Raw genomic sequence first — 16,124 nt, forward strand, 5'->3', positions numbered from 1 at the left:
ACAACCTGAGAGAGTTTTGTGAACGATAATATTACTTTAATTGCGGCTGCTACAGGTGGATTTATGGTTTCTCTAGCCTTGTCTGGTATCTTAAAAGGTGCGCCAATCGCAAATTGGCAACAGGCACATAATAATTTACACCCCATTGTCAACGTGCAAATTATCAGTAAAAATAAAATAAATTAAAATTATGCAGCAAGTAATTGGTATTGATTTAGGGGGAACTGCGATTAAACTTGGTCGGTTCACAGCAGATGGTAATTGTTTGCAATCTTTATCTGTGGATACTCCCCAACCCGCAACACCAGAGGCTGTATTATTGACAATAGTAGATGCAATATCACAAATTGACCCCAATAATGAAAGTGTCGCCATTGGTTTAGGTACTCCTGGCCCTGCTGATGCTGCGGGAAGAATTGCGAAAGTTGCTATTAATCTAGTAGGATGGCATGATGTCCCCCTAGCAGATTGGTTAGAAGCCAAAACGGGTAAACCGACAATTTTGGCTAATGATGCTAACTGTGCAGGTTTAGGAGAAGCTTGGTTAGGTGCAGGCCGAAATTTCCCCAATTTGATTTTACTAACTTTGGGGACTGGCGTTGGTGGGGCAATTATTCTTGATGGTAAATTATTTGTCGGACATCAAGGTGCAGCAGCAGAATTAGGTTTAATTACCTTAAATCCTGATGGACCAATGTGTAATAGTGGCAATCAAGGCTCATTAGAACAGTATACTTGTATTTCTGCCATTCGTCGCCGCACAGGCAAAGAACCAGCAGAATTAGGCGCACTTGCCCAAGCTGGAGATATAGAAGCCTTGACTTTTTGGCAAGAATATGGTAAAGACTTAGGAATTGGTTTAACCAGTTTACTCTATGTGCTGACACCCCAAGCAATTATTATTGGTGGTGGTGTCAGTGGGAGTTTTGAATTTTTCTTACCTGCATTGACAGCAGAAATCGAAAAACGAGTTTTACCAACTTCCCGTGCAGGTTTGCAAATTCTCCCCGCAGAATTAGGAAATACAGCGGGAATGGTAGGCGCTGCTAAGTTAGCATTGGAAATAGGTAATTGGTAATGGGGAAAACTGACAACTGTACGGGCGAAGCATTTGCAGAACTATTTTTGGCAATGACCGATAATTTATCTTCCAAATGCTTCGCCCCTACTGACAACTGACAACTAAGAAACTTGTACAGGCTTGGGTGTGGTAGTTGTCGAATGAAATTGAGAAATTGCAGCGGTCATAAATCCTTTGAATAAAGGATGAGGTGCGTTGGGGCGAGATTGAAATTCAGGATGAAATTGACAAGCGATAAAGAAAGGATGTTTGGGATATTCAATAATTTCCACTAATCTACCATCTGGAGATGTGCCACTCACCAAATAACCAGAATCTAATAACTGACTACGATAGACATTATTGAACTCGTAACGGTGACGGTGGCGTTCATAAATGACTTCTTCTTGATAAAGTTGGAAAGCTAGGCTATTGGGAAGTACCCGACAAGGATAAAGTCCTAAGCGCATTGTCCCGCCTAAATCTACTACATCCTGTTGTTCTGGCAAGAGGTTAATAACCGGATTGTCTGTATATGGGTCAAATTCGGCGCTATTGGCATTAGATAAGCCTTCGACATTTCTCGCCCATTCAATCACGGAACACTGCATTCCTAAGCATAAACCTAAAAAGGGAATTTGGCGATCGCGGGCGTATTTAATCGCCGCAATTTTCCCATCTATGCCCCGACTACCAAAACCGCCCGGAACAATGATACCATCAACACCTGCAAGATAGTTTTCCGGTGGTTCATTTTCCAAAACTTCCGAGTTTACCCACCGCAGACGCAAATCACCATGAGTCGCAATAGCCGCATGACGTAAAGATTCAACCACGGAAAGATAGGCATCACCTAACCGCACATATTTACCAACAATAGCAATTTCGACGGTATATTTAGGATTATACATCCGGTCTACCATGTTTTCCCATTGGGTCATATTGGGTTGACGCTGTTCCATTTGTAGTAAGTTAAGAACTTGTTCAGCTAATCCTTCCCGTTCTAAAATTACTGGAACTTCATAAATACTGCGAGCATCTGGACTGGTAATAACACATTCTACAGGGACATCACAAAACTCTGATAACTTTTGTTTCAAGCCTACCGGAATGGGGCGATCGCTCCGACATACTAAAATATCTGGTTGAATGCCAATTGATCTCAATTCTTTGACAGAATGCTGAGTCGGCTTGGTTTTCATTTCTCCCGCCGCAGCAATCCAAGGCAACAAAGTAACGTGCATATACAACACATTACGCTTTCCTACTTCCTTTCGCAGTTGACGAATTGCTTCTAGAAAAGGTAGTGATTCAATATCACCCACAGTTCCGCCAATTTCCGTAATTACCGCGGCAGGATTAGTTTCTTTAGCAACTCTGAGAATTCGCTCTTTAATCTCATTGGTAATGTGCGGAATTACCTGAACAGTACCGCCATTATAGTCGCCTCGGCGTTCCTTATTAATAACTGACTGATAAATCAAGCCAGTAGTAACACTGTTTAACCGAGACATAGAAGTATCAGTAAACCGTTCGTAATGTCCCAAATCCAAATCTGTTTCTGCACCGTCTTGGGTGACAAAAACTTCCCCATGCTGAAAAGGACTCATTGTCCCTGGATCAACGTTAATATAGGGATCGAGCTTGAGAATCGAAACCGAATAATCCCGTGATTTGAGCAAACGTCCCAAACTTGCTGCTACAATTCCCTTACCAATACTGGAAACCACGCCCCCAGTCACAAAGATAAACTTAGTCATAGTATTTTCAATTTCTAGCAACTTCTAAATATAGATTTTGCTCCCGCAGGAGAATTTGTGTAGACGATTTTCGAGGCTTGTTTGGAGGATGAATTTTGCCCAATAACTCCACGTCCCAACCTTTTTGGCCAATGTATTGCCATTTCCACATCATTCATGTTTGACTCCATCTTGGCCATTGTGCCACAGTCCCTATTCTGAAATTTTCTGTGTTTGTCCATGAAAAAACTCTTAGGATTAGTATTATTTAATTTTTTAGTCACCTCCTCAGTTGCATTAGCACAAGAACCACTTTTAGTAGTTTTTCCCCCGACAAACTACCAAACCAGCACAGAAAAAATATTTTTTATCGGTACAGCGCCCCCCGACGGGCAAGTTTTAATTAATGGTAAGCTCGTTAACCGTAGCAAAGCCGGGCATTTTTCCCCCAGTTTTCCCTTACAGTTAGGAGAAAATATATTTAAAGTTCGTTACCAAAATCAAGAACGAGAGATTAAGATCATCAGGGTATCTACTCAACCTGAGTTACCCCAAGGGTTAGGCTTTGCTAAGGATTCCTTGACTCCTGCTGTCGATATTGCCAGATTACCAGGAGAATTAATTTGTTTTAGTGCAGTTGCACCACCTCAAGCTACTGTCTCGGTTAATCTGGTAAATCAAAATATTGCCCTTTTACCCCAGCCTTCACTTGCACAATTACCTCCCAATTCAAGTATTTTGACGGGGTTAAATCAGCCTAATCTTTCTATTCTTACCAAATACCAAGGTTGTACAACAGTCGCAAATGCTGCTGATTTAGGAAAACCTCAATTTAATTTACAACTGAATGATCAAAGAATAACTCAAACTGGGTTAGGTAAAATCGAAATTCTCGCGCCCACACAATTAGCAGTTGCAGAAATTGCATCAGAATCAGGCGTTACTCGCACGGGACTTAGTACCGATTATTCACGACTGACACCATTGCCAAAGGGAACTATGGCAAGTGTTACGGGAAAAGAAGGTGAATGGTTGCGCTTAGACTATGGGGCTTGGATTAATAGCAAGGAAACTACAATTATATCAGGTGCGGTTGCACCACAGACAGTTATTCGGAGTGTCGGCTATCGGCAATTGGCTGAAGCAACGGAGATGCGTTTTCCCTTAGAAACTGCTGTTCCCGTGAGTGTAGAACAGGGAAATAACTCCTTTATTCTCACCCTCTACAATACCACTGCTCAAACAGACACAATTCGTCTAGATGATGATCCCCTAATTTCTCGCCTAGATTGGCAACAGGTAAGCCCCACACAGGTCAAATATACTTTTAACCTCAAAAAGCTCCAACAGTGGGGCTATAAGCTGAGGTATGACAATACAACTTTGGTTTTAACTTTACGTCATCCACCCCAGCTTAAAAATAGTAAACGCCTACCTTTATCTGGCATCAAAATTGTACTTGATCCAGGACATGGAGGTAAAGAATCTGGCGCTAGTGGACCAACTGGGTATTTAGAAAAAGATGTGAATTTGATCATTTCTCAATTGCTGCGAGATGAGTTGGTGAAGCGCGGCGCTAAGGTGGTGATGACGAGGGAGGATGATCGAGATGTGTCTTTGGGGGAACGTCAGACGATAATTAATAAACAAGAACCTGCGATCGCTCTTTCCATTCATCATAACTCTTTACCGGATAATGGTGATGCCGAAAAAACCAAAGGCTTTGGTACTTTTTGGTATCATCCTCAATCACACAGCCTCGCAGTATTTTTACAAAATTACGTAGTTAAAAAACTTGGTAAACCTTCCTACGGTGTATTTTGGAATAATTTAGCCCTGACTCGTCCCCATGCTGCACCGGCGGTATTATTGGAATTGGGTTTTATGAGTAGTCCTGATGAATTTGAAGAGATAGTTAATCCTCAAGCACAGAAGAAAATGGCTAATATTTTAGCTGACGGGATAACTAAGTGGTTTAAAACTGTGAAAGAATAAGAATCAGATCCCCGACTTCTCTAAGAAGTCGGGGATCTAAATGTCACTAAGTTTCAAAATGTCGGCGAAAACGGTTATCAATGTTATTAGTTTTTTGCTGATTACAAATTAAGCACAGAGTTTGTAAGTTGCTAATATCGTTTTTTCCGCCACGAGATAAGGGGATAATATGATCAATGCTGAGTTGCGTTTCTTGGGAGATTTTACCGCAGCTTTGACATTGATATTTATCTCTTTGGAAAACGTAGGTTCTCACTTCTTGAGGTATGGGGATTCGTGGGGTTTTGTTCATGTTTTGGTTTCGCGCAAAGGCGCAAAGGAGCAAAGGCGCAAAGGTAAGAGTTATGATGTAGCTTCATTTAGCTTACGTTGTATCTCCATAAGGGGTGATTCTGGTTCTTTGATTTCTGGTTCTTCAGGACAAAATTCTAGAGAAACTTTCATTCTTATTTTTCCTTTTTGCCAATTTTTACTAGGTTTTAAAATCTGACAATCTACACCTGCACTTGACCAATAAGATTCGTCATAAGATGGAAGTTTACCACTACCATGATCACGGAGTTTATTGTTCAATTCTTCTAGCTTTTTATTCAAAATGATTTCTGTCATTAGTGAAACTAACAGACTTAATTTGAAAGTTTTATTTCCAAAATCAATCACAACATCACCTTGTTCAGAATCTAAAATTTGAAACTTCTCTTCCATTTCTTTCTTCCTTTGCGTCTTTGCTTCTTTGCGACTTTGCGCGAAACCTCAAAATTAGGTGAACACAGAAAAATCCTGCATTTACCCCAAACATTATACCTCTTCTTCCCCAATTATCGGCAGTAAATGTTCATATAACTGCATCGCTTGTAAACAGCTATTAATTCCCGCAACTGCTGTATTATATTCCTGAATTTTCTCCCCAACCTGACTCAACAAACGTTGATTGTTAGCAATCTTTTCCTCAGCTTCTTGTTGCAGTGTTTTTTCTAAATAACCCCGCGCATGAGTATATTGTTGTAATATCTCATCTGCTTGTTTTTCCCCCATTGGTAATAACTGAGTTTTGATAGTTTGGTTGATAGTTTGACGGAAGGATTTACGAATAGTATCAGAAACTTTCGGTTCAAAATCTAACTTCAATAATTGTCTAATTGCAGGTTCAGCTTCAATTACACTTCCTGCGTCGTAAGCTTGGGAAGTTTGTTCTAATACTTGTCGAAATTGATAGATAGAAAATGTGCCTTCGTTGTAAAATCTAGGACTTTCTCGCACAAATCTATCGCATTCAACACTAGCAACAGTTACCAAAGCTTGAGTAATCAATTTTTCTATCTCTTTTACCTGTAATTCAATTCCCCCATCATTACCCAACAAACGATATAATTGACGGTAATATTCTGCTTTTCTAATCTTTGTCATTAACTGTTGAAATAGATTAGCAATAACTTGTTGACAAGACTCTATTAAAATGTCTTCCAACTGATTTGATAGGTAATAAAAAGCCTCTACTAAAATAGCTAATAAGGGTGCGGTTGCGTTTCTAGGATGACTCAAAGTTGCGCGACGATAAGCTTCTGCAACGGAAAAGGTATCTAGTAATTCATCAAGACGACGAATCATGCGTGATTGTAATTGTCGAAAATCTGTTTCAAATTCTTCGCAATTATTATTAATTAATCTGTTAACTTCATCATGAATATGCTGATGAAAATCTCTTCCAACTTGCTGGAGTTGCTGATTTAATTTTTGCAACTCATATTCTTTCATACTTTCGATTTCTCGCGGTTGACTATCTAAATCAATTTGCACACTTTGATAGTGGTTCTTGAGTTTGATACAAATATCTTCTAAATCATCTGCAAGGTTTTTGAATAATTGGGGACGTTTTTCTTCTGTCAGATAGCGAGTAATTGATGTACGAAATTCTTCAATTCCACTATCTTGAATTAGTTGGTTAATTAATGGTGTTCCCTGTTCGCTTAAAATTCTCACATAGTTGTGATTAGAAGTTTCATAATTATGGAGAGAAATTCTAAATTGACTGGGAGAAAGTTTACCTGAAGCAACGCAGTAGCGATTAAATTCATTTACAAATTGTGGTGTTTCTTCTTTCCCATCTAAACCTTTAACACTTTCTGCAAAAATCGAATCTAAACCAAATCTATCTAATCGCGTTGTTTGTTTAATTTGACTTCCGTAAAATCCTAACAAACCACTAGTTTTATAAACTCTAGTAGTATCTCGAAATTGACTGTTAATTAAATCTTCTAACCGTTGTCTAAGTTGGTTAGTGTACCAAGTTTCATCAATGCGGTTAAAGATATAAAAAACCCTGTCTCTTATCCCCGCATTTTCCCGCATTGTTTCTAACAGTTGGGTTTCTTCCTTTGTCATATCTCCTGCTGAAGCAGGTTTGAGAACACAAACTACTGCTGATGTATCTGGGTGTTGAATTTTTGCATAAGCTAATTGTGCATCTTTTTCGACTGGTGCATCAATTCCTGGTGTGTCTATAATCACGTTACCATCTTCCAAAAGCGGGTGATAACAATAATATTCAATTCTCTTCAAAACCGCGCTATTACTACCTCTACGCGCATATCCTGCGGCTTCTTTGAGGTTAGTAAAATTAAACTGTTCCATGGAATAGGTTGCATTATTAAAGCTGTTAATTCTTTCTTTGTTTGCAACATATCCTTCTAACAATAAAATTAATGCTTTTGCTTGTTTTGCACGTTCTGATTTACTCTCTCCTCCTTCTTGTTGAATAATTGCTGTACAACCTTGATGCAATAAATCAACTACATCTTGTTTATTGATATTCTCTACGGTATTAAATCCCAATTGTTGACACAAAAACACCGCTTGTTCTTGAATTTCTTTTTCACTCAAAAAGGTTAAAACAACTCTTTCTGAATCTACAGGTGCATATTCAATTTTACATTCTGTACCAGTTGCGTGTCCTTCTGCACTATATAATAATTCTCTCTCCAAAAGTGCATTAATCAACATTGATTTACCCGCACTAAAAGCACCCGCAAACACAATTTCAAACTTGGGAGAAATCGCTTTATCCAAAGAAATTTTCACAGATGTAATATCTTGAGAACGCAAAGCTGCTTCTTGCTGTAGAAGTTGGAGAATAGATTCAACTTGTGCTTGCAATTGCTGACACTGAGGATTTAAACTTGACATAAAAAGTAGTAAACAAGGTGCATAAATATTGTAATACTACTTATCATAGTTTAGCTACATCATCCCCAATGCACTACGAGTCACACCTAATTGGTTTTGTAGCTTCAATTTTGGCCAAAGTTAAGAACTTATTTTAAAATGTAGGTTTACCCAGGTTTAGTTATCTGGAGTGGTACGACAAAAATTGGCACCCTAATTACTTAAATTGTCAAGCAATAAAGAGTTTAAAACTAATAACTCAGCATTACCAATAGGTAACTCTAAATAGTGATAATTCTTGTAATTTATATCATTACCTAAATCAAGAAAATCTAAACATTTATAAAAATTTTCTGCTGTTTTCACAGAATGTAAACCTATCTTACCTTCAAATCCTAAGTGAATACTAAATATAGCTGCAAATGTTATTAAAGTTGTACCTATTCCTTTATACTTCGGTGAATTGTTAATATCTGCGCGATTCCAAGGTGCTACAGTTAATATAGCCACGTAAACTAAATTTTCACCCCGTTCTAACATTGACGGACGACCAGGAATTAACCCAATTATACCTTGGGCAACTAAATTATATTCCAATACATAGAATTTTAAGGATGGTTTCTCGTGTAAATATTTGCTAAATTCTAAATCTTTGTCCCAGCATTTATTCTTGTTAAGTTCAGGTTTCCAAGATAATTCTATCTCTTCAAGATGCTTCTGAGATAAAGGCAAAATTTTTGCATCAACATATTTATTTTCAGAACATTGGAAAATTTTTAAGTTTTCTTTCATTACTTCAATACCATTTATCTCAGTAAAGCTTTAACTTACAGCACTTCCCGGTGTTATGAGGTACATATCTAGCGGGCAAGACTTGTACTGAGCTTGTCGAAGTATGCCCGTACTACAAGAGTTTCATGATTCAACTTTGTACCTCATAAGAGCGGAAACCGCTGTATGTTTGAATTTAATGGTACTAGTACGCTATTACTGATACGGAAATTAGTTAACAGTGACTGTAAATATCGTAATAATATTTTTTATTATTAATCTAATTCATCCCCAACGCACCACGAGTCACACCTAATTGGTTTTGTAGTTTCAATTCTCTCCAAAGTTGCGAACCGATGATTTCTCCTTGAAGTAATTTTTGATAGCTTTGTATTGTTTTTTGCACTTGTTCCGGTGTCTCATTGATAAATTCAACCCGTAAATACTGTAAACCCAATCCTATTAACCGTTGCACGTATTCTGCTCCAGTTTGTGCAGTAGCGTTATATACTGTATTTCTACATCCTGCGTCTGCTTTGAGAATATGTTCACTACCTACCCTGTCTCTAATTGTAACAGTTTGTGTGTCGCAAGGTCTACCACAATTGGTGTAGTCTGTTCCGTCAGATAGAAAAGCGCAAAATACGCAGTGTTCCATGTGGAACATTGGTATATGTTGATGTATTGTTACTTCAAAGTTTTGCGGTGGATAATTTGTAATTAAAGCTTCAAGTTGGTTAATATTTAAGTCGTAAGATGCTGTTAATCGTTCTAAATTAAAGCGTTGTTGAAAATAATCTGCGGTTAAAGGGTTAGCAATATTTAAGGAAAAATCACCAACACATCTTTCTGTGGCAAAATATTCTAATTGATCATAATTTCTGATTAAATAACCATCAGCTTGGGAAGCAAGAACTTGGTTTAAAATCCAGGTTTCTCCAGGTTTAGTTATCCGAGGTGGTGCGACAAAAATACTAATTTCTTCCTGTTTTGATTCTCGGACTATTTTTACTGCTTCTTTATAATTGCGAGGATCTTCAAATTCACAATATATAGTTTTGATATCTGTTGTTAATACTACTTTTAATTGTTCGATATTTCTCACCAAAACAATCAGGGAAGGAAAACCAGGAATTGGTGTAGATTTAGAACTAATTAGATCTTGCCATTTTCCCTGATGATTTAATTCCCAAAGTTTTGGTCTACTTCTTAATTCCTCTAATTTGCTGACTATTTCCCGACGCATTCGATTTAACTCACTCACGGGTAACATAATATTACCGTTGAGATTATTTATAAAAGTGTCTAAATGAAAAGGTGTATTTCCTAAACGTCCAAATTGTTCTTTTAATCTTTCTGTAGAGAGGGGTTTTGTATGGGCCTCAGCTATCAATATTTCTGATTCTACTTGAACTATATTCCAAGATTGATCACGGGATATAGCTATTAATTTTTCACCAATTTCTCCATGCACTTCGATATTAATCGGTCTGGTAAATTGGGGATGTTCTCCAGTATAACTTTGACGAATTTGTTTATCTAATTCTGGATCATTTGTTTTCCAAACTTTATCACCTATGTGAATACTATGGAAGTTTAAATCATTTCTACCAAAGGTTAATATTACATCTCGACCATTGGGAATAACTGCATATATTCTTCCCCCTTCTTCCCTACTTTCAGGATGTCCAGAATCAAAAACAATGCCATCTCCCGGTTTCACAGGTGCTTCTAATTTCACTGTGATTTCTGCATTTCTAATTCGGGTAACTTCTCCCAAGTAAACACCCCGTTTTTTACCAAATCTCCCATGCACTAATTCTTGATTATTAATTCCCTCAAACCAACCTGTATATAGTCCGCGAGAAAATGCCATTTCTAAATTATATTGGTCTTTTTCTCGACTAGAAAATGTTTCTATATTTGTTTCTAATAGTTGATTTAATGCTTGACGATAAACGCGAGTCACGTTAGCAACATATTCTGGTGCTTTCAAACGTCCTTCAATTTTTAAGGAAGTAACTCCAGATTTTACTAATTCTGGTAAAACTTCCAAACCTGCTAAATCTTGAGGACTTAATAAATATTTTCGATCACCTAAATTAATAACTTCTCCATCTGCAATTAAATCATAAGGCATTCTGCAAGCTTGAGCGCATTCTCCCCGATTTGCAGAACGTCCTCCTAGTGCTTCGCTGGTTAAACATTGTCCAGAATATGCGACGCACAAAGCACCGTGAACGAAAACTTCTAAAGGTAAGGAAGTGTTTTTTTGAGATATTTGTTGTTGAATTTTATTAATTTCAGAAATCGAACATTCCCGCGCTAAAACTACCAATTGACAACCCAAAGATTTAGCAAATTCTACCCCCGCAGCACTGGTAATAGTCATCTGCGTTGAAGCGTGAATCGGAAAGTCAGGGGAAAGATGACGAATCAGCCGACAAATACCCACGTCCTGCACGATGACAGCATCAACACCCGCAGAAATGATAGTTTTGAGGTATTGCTGTGCTTCTGTTAGTTCTTGGGGAAAAATCAGGGTATTCAGAGTGATATAACCTTTCACACCCCGCAGGTGCAGAAATTCCATTAATTCGGGTAAATCTGCTGCTGTGAAATTCTCAGCCCGCATTCTCGCGTTAAACTTTTCTAAACCAAAGTAAATCGCATCTGCACCATTTTCTACTGCTGCTTGAGCGCATTCCCAGTTACCCGCAGGTGCTAGGAGTTCAGGGATTTTGAGGGTAGGGGTGGAGATGCTTGTCATTTTGGTTAAGTCAAGGTTATGTCAGTTTATAGATTGTACCTAAATTGGGGGGTGGTTGTGGGGAGTATGGATAATTAGACCCCTTGCAGAATTACTTTTATGTTATAGTCGGTGTTTGGCTTTTTAAAACTGCTAAATTTAACAGTGACCACAGCATCTCGTTTAGTGGTGAAAATTTTATTGAGTCGAGTAATTTCTAAGTTTAAGGTTCTTCTCTTATCATTAAAGGCTCTCCCAGATTGGTTATGGTTATTTAATAACAAAAAAATCTCAAAATCCTTACCAGGTAAAGATTTTATTAATCCAAAAATACAGATTTAATAAAAATATGGTTTGATTATATTAAAACCTTTTGTATCTAAGAGGTTGTTTGAAAAGTATTAGATGAAACCGATAATCTCCAGAAACCTAACCCCCCTTCCCCCCTTCCCTACAAGGGAATGGGGGTTTCAAAGCCTCTCCCCGCGTCGGGGAGAGGTTTGGAGAGGGGTTTATTTATACATTAAAAACTTTTCAAACATCCTCTAAGGATTTCAGATGAAATTAAGTACTAATTTTACATAGCCAGTCTAGGAGAGCCAAAACTATTACTGATTAACAATTCAAAAACCTCGGGATATTCACTTGGCTTTTTAGCCAATTTAACCATTCTTCTAAACCTTCTCCTGTTTGAGCAGAAAGAGCAATAATGGTTACATCAGGATTCATAGAACGAACATTTGCTTCTAAACGTTTTAAATCAATCTCTAAATAAGGAGCCAGATCTAATTTAGTAATAATGAGACAATCCGCTTCTTGAAACATAATTGGATATTTGAGTGGTTTATCTTCTCCTTCAGTAATACTTAATAGAGCAACTTTTGCGTGTTCCCCTACTTCAAATTCGGCGGGACAAACTAAATTTCCCACATTTTCCACAAACAATAAATCAAACTCTTTGGGGTTGTAATCTTCTTTTAAACGATGAATTCCCCCGGCTACCATTTTGGAATCTAAGTGGCAGGAGCGACCCGTATTAATGGCAATCACGGGAACTCCATATTGTCTCAGGCGATCAGCATCTAGTTCTGTAGTCATATCGCCTTCAATAACAGCCATTTTTAAGTGATTTTTTAAGGCTGCGAGGGTTTTTTCCAATAACACGGTTTTACCCGCGCCAGGACTACTCATCAGGTTTAAACAGGTAATGCCCCATTCGTCAAAATGCTCGCGGTTGTGATCGGCTCCTGTTTGATTGGCATGAAGTAGATTAATTTCTAGGACTGCGTCAAAAGTTTGGTGCATTTTAATTAATAATTAAGCTGGTAGAGGCGATCGCCCAACTCCGTTTAAGAAACTAAAGAATATTCAATGTGGTCAATTTTTAACTCTCGACCTGAACGAATATCCTCCATCGGTGATCGACAAGTTGGGCAGGAATATTGCTGGCCAATTTGGGGTTGATAATCTTTTTGACAGCAATGACAATAAGCAATTAGGGGAATATTTTTAATGGCTAATTCCACGCCTGCAAGAAAAGTATTGGCAGTTTGAACTTCAAAGGCAAATTGTAAACTGACCGGTTCGACACAGGTAAATTCACCAACCATGAGATGAATTTTTTCAATTTTGAGCTTTTCAGGTTGGCTATCATACCAATCTCGAACTGTCATAATTAACGCCTTGGTCATATCAGTTTCGTGCATAGGAAATCACTGCCAGGGTTCGTCAACGGCTAGATTGGCTTCAGGATGAATGTAATAGGGCTTTTCTTTACGGGGTAATTGACCTGAAATAACCAGATGGGCCATCGCATCACAAATAACACGGGTAGCCATCAAAGAAGTCATATCACTAATATCGTAGGGAGGGGAAACTTCCACCACTTCCATGCCACAAATGGGAGCTTTTTGGATAATTTTGCCTAATAAAGCTAAGGCTTCACGGGGCAATAAACCGCCAGGTTCCGGCCAACCCGTGCCGGGGACAAAACCGGCATCAATGCAATCAATATCAAAACTGATCCAAACGCAATCCGTACCATCTAAAGCTCGTTCTAAGGCAAATTCGGCGGCGGCATCAATGCCTTGTTCCACAATGTCGGTGACGGTCAAAATATTAGTGGCGCGATCGCGGCATACTTTAACGCCTTGACGGGGAACTTGCCAACCGCCAATCCCTAATTGGACGAGATTCTTGGCAGGAGCGTTTTTCATATTGGTGGCATGAAACCAGGGGCAAGTGTGCATCCGTTCATCTAAATCCGTTTCCTGGGTATCCACATGGCGATCAAAATGAATAATCCCGACTTTTTTATCCCCTAAATGCCGACAAATACCGCGCACTGTCGGAAAACCAATGGAATGATCACCCCCTAAAATAATCGGCAATGCGCCCGAACTAAAGACATGGGCAACCCCCTTGGAGATTTGATCAAAGGACTTTTCATTATTAGCAGGAATGGTGAAAATATCCCCCAGATCACAGAGAGTAATTTGTTCCCGCAGATCTACCCCTAATTCAAAATTGTAGGGCGTATAAAGGGCCGAAATCCGCCGAATTCCCTGGGGTCCGAAACGGGTTCCGGGTCGGTAAGTCGTCCCCGAATCATGGGGAACACCCAAGATCGCCACATCATAATTGCCCACATTCCGCACATCTTCCAAATAGGGGGCTTTCATAAAGGTATTAATTCCCGCATAGTGGGGTAACTCACCCCTGGAAAAGGTGGGAATACTGCGATCGCGGATACTATCGGCCGCCTCTAAACCGTAGGTTAACCCCTGAGAAACTTCCTGTTGCCAGCCCGTTAGGGGCAAATGGCGTTCTTTTTCTAAGGCCTGTTCAGCTTCGGTTACATGAGGGGGTTGAAAAGTAGATTGCTCGGACATCTCGGACATCTCGGACATCATTTTACCTCAAAATACAATATTATAGTTCATCTTTTCACCACTTCAGATTCTGATTAATTTAATTCAATTTTATCTTTTTTTGGTAATATTTTTTATAGGACCTCGCGGTAAGTGGAAAGCATCAGGAAAGCGTGTTAAGCGTGGATTGTATGAATCGGGCGATGGTTCAATTGTAAATGCAGATTTGAACGGAGCAGCTAATATTTTAAGAAAAGTATCGGGAAGGTTGAGTCTATCACTTAATCAACTCAGTAGACGATCTTTGGTAATCGTAGCGAGAATTAAATTAAATTAAATTAAATTAATTCTGTCCGCAGAATCTCTATATATCTTTAGATAGAAATAATGCAGAAAATTGCAGTTGGTAGTCACAGTTACAGTTACTCGGGATCATCGGGTGTTAGCTTTACTGATGTAATGTAAAATTGTGGCGCAAATAAGCTCCTCAGCAGTTATGGCTCAGATATTAGATCCTCTACCACCAGAGCATTCGGGGAAGATTCTCTGTTGCTACGTCAATGCTACGAGTAAGATCCAGGTGACTCGTATCTCCAATATTCCCAATTGGTATTTTGAAAGGGTTGTATTTCCGGGACAAAGGCTGGTGTTTGAAGTTCTTCCAGAAGCACAAATGGAAGTTCATACTGGGATGATGGCCAGTGCTATTATATCAGATACGATTCCGTGCAATACCCTGATTATCCATGAACCTAGCAATGATGAGACAGAAGAGAACTCATCTCCAAGCATAAATTCTGGTAATGGTAATCCGATCAGGTCAGAAAATAATAAAAAAATTCTAGATACGACAAAATCTTTACAAGCCGTTGAATTGGCATCTATTGATTAAAAACACAATACTGCTAAACATTAGGGTTGCAGCAATTCAGCAACCTTTTTTTATTTGGGGTGGACTAATTAGGGCTTGCTAACATATCTTGTTTTTATTAGTTTGTAAAATTAAGCTATTTTTGGTACATAGAATAAGTAACCCTATAAATAATTGTCCTTTATCCCATCCGTGACATCAAACAAGCGTGAGTGCTAAACGTCTGCCAGAAACTACTGCTTATGTGAAAATTACCCGCCAATCTTGGCAACAAGGCTTTCTTGAAGGTGAAGTTAGCGCCGGTAATTTTCAATGGCATTTCCAGTGGCATTTCCGCCGGGGAGAACTTTCTGTAAAGCCTTCCCAAGGTCGTGCTTTAATCAAAGAACCTCTAGGGCGGTTTTTAGAACAACAGGACTATCAGTTAGAACCTGGGGGGGATTATGCTTTTACAATTCGGGCTGAATTGTAAATTAGTTGTCAGTTAGTCGGTTGAGATATCGTTCAATCAGAAGAATGGCTACAATGTCATCTATTGGCCTGGGCGGTTGACGCAAACCCTTGGGTAATAGTTTGATGATGCCTTGGGGTGGATACATCTGCCAGTAGCGATCGCGTGCCTGTAAAGTGGAATAACGTTCATCAACCAAAATGATATTGGTGGGTTTACTTAATTCTTGATTAAGTTGCTGTTTCCACTTTTTAGCTGTTGTTTGATCTCCCATGACAATTAAGGACACTGGGAATCTTTGCAGTTGTGTTTCAATATTAGCGATCGCCTCATTTGCCAATACAACTTGATGAGAGAATATTTGTCTATCCAATCCCATCACGGCCATCCCACATTTATCACGACCAGGATCAAATCCTAAAATTACAGGTTGTGTATTAGTCATTGGTCAGTTGT

General features: G+C 38.8%; 16 protein-coding genes. 5 read left to right on the forward strand and 11 right to left on the reverse strand.

Features of this window, described 5'->3' with window-relative positions; genetic code table 11:
* Positions 1-18: 18 nt before the first annotated feature.
* Positions 19-186 (forward strand): hypothetical protein, encoded by a 168-nt coding sequence (locus FJR08_RS09105; protein ID WP_015080086.1) that lies wholly within the window; start codon positions 19-21, stop codon positions 184-186.
* A 4-nt stretch (positions 187-190) separates the two neighbouring features.
* Positions 191-1,078, forward strand: coding sequence for an ROK family protein (locus FJR08_RS09110; protein WP_168632947.1), 888 nt, complete (start codon positions 191-193; stop codon positions 1,076-1,078).
* Positions 1,079-1,182: 104 nt separating this feature from the next.
* Here the strand turns inward: FJR08_RS09110 and FJR08_RS09115 are convergent, their stop codons facing one another.
* On the reverse strand, positions 1,183-2,820 hold the full coding sequence (locus FJR08_RS09115) for a CTP synthase (protein WP_168632948.1): 1,638 nt from the start codon (positions 2,818-2,820) through the stop codon (positions 1,183-1,185).
* Between the two features lie 14 nt (positions 2,821-2,834).
* The gene (locus tag FJR08_RS09120) at positions 2,835-3,041 is read right to left on the reverse strand and encodes a hypothetical protein (RefSeq protein WP_168632949.1); all 207 of its coding nucleotides are present in this window, start codon (positions 3,039-3,041) and stop codon (positions 2,835-2,837) included.
* Between FJR08_RS09120 and FJR08_RS09125 the strand changes: the two genes are divergently transcribed.
* Positions 3,040-4,794 (forward strand): N-acetylmuramoyl-L-alanine amidase, encoded by a 1,755-nt coding sequence (locus tag FJR08_RS09125; RefSeq protein WP_168632950.1) that lies wholly within the window; start codon positions 3,040-3,042, stop codon positions 4,792-4,794. The genes FJR08_RS09120 and FJR08_RS09125 overlap by 2 nt on opposite strands.
* A gap of 46 nt (positions 4,795-4,840) precedes the next feature.
* Here the strand turns inward: FJR08_RS09125 and FJR08_RS09130 are convergent, their stop codons facing one another.
* The 8 genes from FJR08_RS09130 to FJR08_RS09165 all read right to left on the reverse strand — a co-directional run bounded on the left by FJR08_RS09130 (position 4,841) and on the right by FJR08_RS09165 (position 14,367).
* On the reverse strand, positions 4,841-5,086 hold the full coding sequence (locus FJR08_RS09130; RefSeq protein ID WP_168632951.1) for an HNH endonuclease: 246 nt from the start codon (positions 5,084-5,086) through the stop codon (positions 4,841-4,843).
* Between the two features lie 50 nt (positions 5,087-5,136).
* The gene (locus tag FJR08_RS09135; RefSeq protein WP_168632952.1) at positions 5,137-5,499 is read right to left on the reverse strand and encodes a KGK domain-containing protein; all 363 of its coding nucleotides are present in this window, start codon (positions 5,497-5,499) and stop codon (positions 5,137-5,139) included.
* A gap of 93 nt (positions 5,500-5,592) precedes the next feature.
* Positions 5,593-7,977 (reverse strand): dynamin-like GTPase family protein, encoded by a 2,385-nt coding sequence (locus tag FJR08_RS09140; protein ID WP_168632953.1) that lies wholly within the window; start codon positions 7,975-7,977, stop codon positions 5,593-5,595.
* Between the two features lie 192 nt (positions 7,978-8,169).
* Positions 8,170-8,748 (reverse strand): GNAT family N-acetyltransferase, encoded by a 579-nt coding sequence (locus FJR08_RS09145; RefSeq protein WP_168632954.1) that lies wholly within the window; start codon positions 8,746-8,748, stop codon positions 8,170-8,172.
* Positions 8,749-9,007: 259 nt separating this feature from the next.
* On the reverse strand, positions 9,008-11,497 hold the full coding sequence (locus FJR08_RS09150) for a U32 family peptidase (RefSeq protein WP_168632955.1): 2,490 nt from the start codon (positions 11,495-11,497) through the stop codon (positions 9,008-9,010).
* A gap of 594 nt (positions 11,498-12,091) precedes the next feature.
* Positions 12,092-12,781, reverse strand: coding sequence for a hydrogenase nickel incorporation protein HypB (gene hypB, locus FJR08_RS09155; protein WP_148764310.1), 690 nt, complete (start codon positions 12,779-12,781; stop codon positions 12,092-12,094).
* 44 nt (positions 12,782-12,825) lie between these two features.
* Positions 12,826-13,182 (reverse strand): hydrogenase maturation nickel metallochaperone HypA, encoded by a 357-nt coding sequence (gene hypA, locus FJR08_RS09160; protein ID WP_002798306.1) that lies wholly within the window; start codon positions 13,180-13,182, stop codon positions 12,826-12,828.
* A 6-nt stretch (positions 13,183-13,188) separates the two neighbouring features.
* Positions 13,189-14,367 carry an agmatinase family protein gene (locus tag FJR08_RS09165; RefSeq protein ID WP_148764312.1) on the reverse strand — a complete coding sequence of 393 codons (1,179 nt, stop codon included), beginning with the start codon at positions 14,365-14,367 and terminating at the stop codon, positions 13,189-13,191.
* 475 nt (positions 14,368-14,842) lie between these two features.
* Here FJR08_RS09165 and FJR08_RS09170 point away from each other — a divergent pair, with 475 nt between their 5' ends.
* Both FJR08_RS09170 and FJR08_RS09175 read left to right on the forward strand, forming a co-directional pair.
* Positions 14,843-15,238 carry a DUF1830 domain-containing protein gene (locus FJR08_RS09170; RefSeq protein WP_041457954.1) on the forward strand — a complete coding sequence of 132 codons (396 nt, stop codon included), beginning with the start codon at positions 14,843-14,845 and terminating at the stop codon, positions 15,236-15,238.
* A 187-nt stretch (positions 15,239-15,425) separates the two neighbouring features.
* Positions 15,426-15,689 (forward strand): DUF3146 family protein, encoded by a 264-nt coding sequence (locus FJR08_RS09175; protein ID WP_015080075.1) that lies wholly within the window; start codon positions 15,426-15,428, stop codon positions 15,687-15,689.
* 1 nt (position 15,690) lies between these two features.
* On the opposite strand, the gene ruvX is transcribed toward FJR08_RS09175, so the two are convergent.
* Positions 15,691-16,113, reverse strand: a complete 423-nt coding sequence (gene ruvX, locus FJR08_RS09180) for a Holliday junction resolvase RuvX (protein WP_168632956.1) — start codon at positions 16,111-16,113, stop codon at positions 15,691-15,693.
* Positions 16,114-16,124: the final 11 nt, after the last annotated feature.

It is taken from the genome of Dolichospermum sp. UHCC 0260 (assembly GCF_009711985.1).
Lineage (GTDB): Bacteria > Cyanobacteriota > Cyanobacteriia > Cyanobacteriales > Nostocaceae > Dolichospermum > Dolichospermum lemmermannii.